Source organism: Neobacillus drentensis (assembly GCF_036962765.1).
Taxonomy (GTDB): Bacteria; Bacillota; Bacilli; order Bacillales; family Cytobacillaceae; genus Neobacillus; species Neobacillus drentensis_C.
This window is the reverse complement of record NZ_JBALOS010000177.1, coordinates 20,912-23,098: the sequence shown is the minus strand read 5'-3', so window position 1 is coordinate 23,098 and position 2,187 is coordinate 20,912. Positions and strand designations below refer to the sequence as shown.

The window sequence follows — 2,187 nt, the reverse complement described above, 5'->3', positions numbered from 1 at the left end:
CTCTTCCATTTTGTCCTCCTAAATTTGCATTTACAAAACATTGTCTATTATATCATAATTTGTAAGTTTTTTTGTTAATTTGTCAAATTAATTATTACAATTATTACGTTATCTTAATAATTATTACAACTACGTTATCTTATAAATTATTACTTTATCTATTAAACACCCTTTTTACATTAATTTGAAGGGAGATTACAATATTGGTAGTAATTCTCAATTTTTGTGAATTACTTCACATACCATAAAAGGCCCAGCAACTATCAAGATTACCAGATATTAAAGAAACAGGCAAACCCCCTTTTCTCGAGCTTGCCTGTTGTATATTTATTAGGCGACGTTCCTTTCACACTTAATCCATTTCCTTTAAGATCCCCCTGTAAAACCACACACTAAACCCGCGGGTCACCATAAAGGTCAAAAATAGAGAAATCCATGTACAATACCAGGTCCAGTGGAGATACTCAATTAAGTCTGTATATTTTTCGATAAATATTTCGGGAACAGTCAGTGCGGTACAGTAGGAAGCAAAGTACAGGAACTTTATGAACATGCTTTGGGTGTACGGATAAAACACATTAAAGATGCCAGCAACAGCTGGATATACAAAAAACTCATAGGTAAAACTAGCACGGTTGACATCAGCAAATAACCTGACTGGATAGGTGATCAGCCCATATTCAACGACTATTAAACCAAGAATCCAGGTGATGGCCTGAGTAAATAAAAAGGCGGTTACGGCTAAACGGATTTTATTTTTTGGAATGATTAACAGCAGCCCCAAAGTCAATACCCAAACGGCGAGTAATATCCACCATTCTAGTTTCATTTAGCAGCCTCCTGATCCTGGCGAAAATACTCCTTGTCTTTAAAAAACCATTGATAAATCACGTTGGTCGCGGCAAAGATACAAAAGAAATCCAGCCAGGTAAAATACCAGGCATAGTGGACGTATTCGACCAGATTTGTGTAATTCACCAACATTTGATCATAAATGGCGATGGCCAAACTCCAAACGGACAAGTAGATCAGACGAGTCCAAATTGAACGCTCTGGCTCATAGACGAGATAAAACCCGGAAAGAAGCGGGTAAAAGAAATACTCCGTGGTAACAAGCAAATCGTTCGCTTTCGGAAATTCACGAACCGGAAAGGCAAGCAAGTTCAATTCGACATGCACCAGTGAATTCAGCCACAAAAGCGCCTGACAGATAAGGAGCCCAATTAGCACCTTTCTGTACCGATGTTGCGGCGTGACGAACATAAAGGCAATTACACCAATGACCCACATAAGAATAATACATACGTAATCGACTGACATCCCTATACCTCGCTTATGTAGTTACTGCTGATTGGTTTTGATCGGCACACCCTATTACTTAATTGAAACGTTAAAGTAATGAAGGAGAAACACAATGATAACAATCGAGATCCCATAGGTAAGAAACGGTCTTGAAAAATGAAGACGGATCATCGTGTACATGGTGGAATAAAAGAATGGTTCCATCCAATAATCATAGCCATTATTTAGAATCAACCGATTCATTTTGTAAAAAGGATATTCGACGATAAGCGAACCAACTACCCATTTAAGAATATAGCCCACTTGCTTCCCCTTTGACTTGGAAAATGGATAATGGCTCAAAAATAGTAAGACGATTGCTGGGAGGTTGATAAAGGTATAAATTAAATCCACAAAAGTATGTGATTTCGGCAATAGATCCGGGTTATGTTTCCAAAGCAAGTGATCCTTGCACAGCAAATTGTAAAGTAAGTTACAAGTACTCACATAATAAATGGTTAGAATGTATTTTTGCCAATGACGCCAATCACCCTTCCAAAACGCCATCATAATTAGGAGTACGGTTAACAATGCATGCATAGCTCTCCTCCAATGGATTGGTGAGATGAAAAGCTTAATTGCGGGTTCGCTCAACCTTAAATTCCCCCTAAAAAGAGAAAAATAACCATTTCTTGCAGAATGGAGGCAAGCGAAAAGGCTGACCCGTTTCGAGTCAGCCTTTCGTTTATTTAATCCTTACACCGCTCGAGTTAAAGTAATATCGTTTCCCGTTAATCTTTTCCCAACCGGTCTGCATGATCCCAGATGAGTTAAAGTAATATTGTTTACTGCCAAGTTTTAGCCAGCCGGTTTTCATTGTCCCGTCACTGTTAAAGTAGTACTTCT

Annotated in this window: 4 protein-coding genes; all 4 read right to left on the bottom strand. The window is 38.3% G+C overall.

Annotated features, from left to right (window positions below; genetic code table 11):
• Positions 1–352: 352 nt before the first annotated feature.
• Positions 353–829 (bottom strand): CBO0543 family protein, encoded by a 477-nt coding sequence (locus tag V7137_RS21130; RefSeq protein WP_335699898.1) that lies wholly within the window; start codon positions 827–829, stop codon positions 353–355.
• A complete protein-coding gene (locus V7137_RS21125; RefSeq protein ID WP_335699897.1) occupies positions 826–1,320 on the bottom strand; it encodes a CBO0543 family protein in 495 nt (164 codons plus the stop codon). Before V7137_RS21125 ends, V7137_RS21130 begins: the two co-directional genes overlap by 4 nt.
• A gap of 54 nt (positions 1,321–1,374) precedes the next feature.
• Entirely contained in the window at positions 1,375–1,881 is a 507-nt protein-coding gene (locus V7137_RS21120) for a CBO0543 family protein (protein ID WP_335699896.1), read from the bottom strand.
• A 145-nt stretch (positions 1,882–2,026) separates the two neighbouring features.
• Complete coding sequence (locus tag V7137_RS30755) at positions 2,027–2,158, bottom strand: hypothetical protein (protein WP_420490158.1); 132 nt, start codon at positions 2,156–2,158, stop codon at positions 2,027–2,029.
• Between the last annotated feature and the right edge of the window lie 29 nt (positions 2,159–2,187).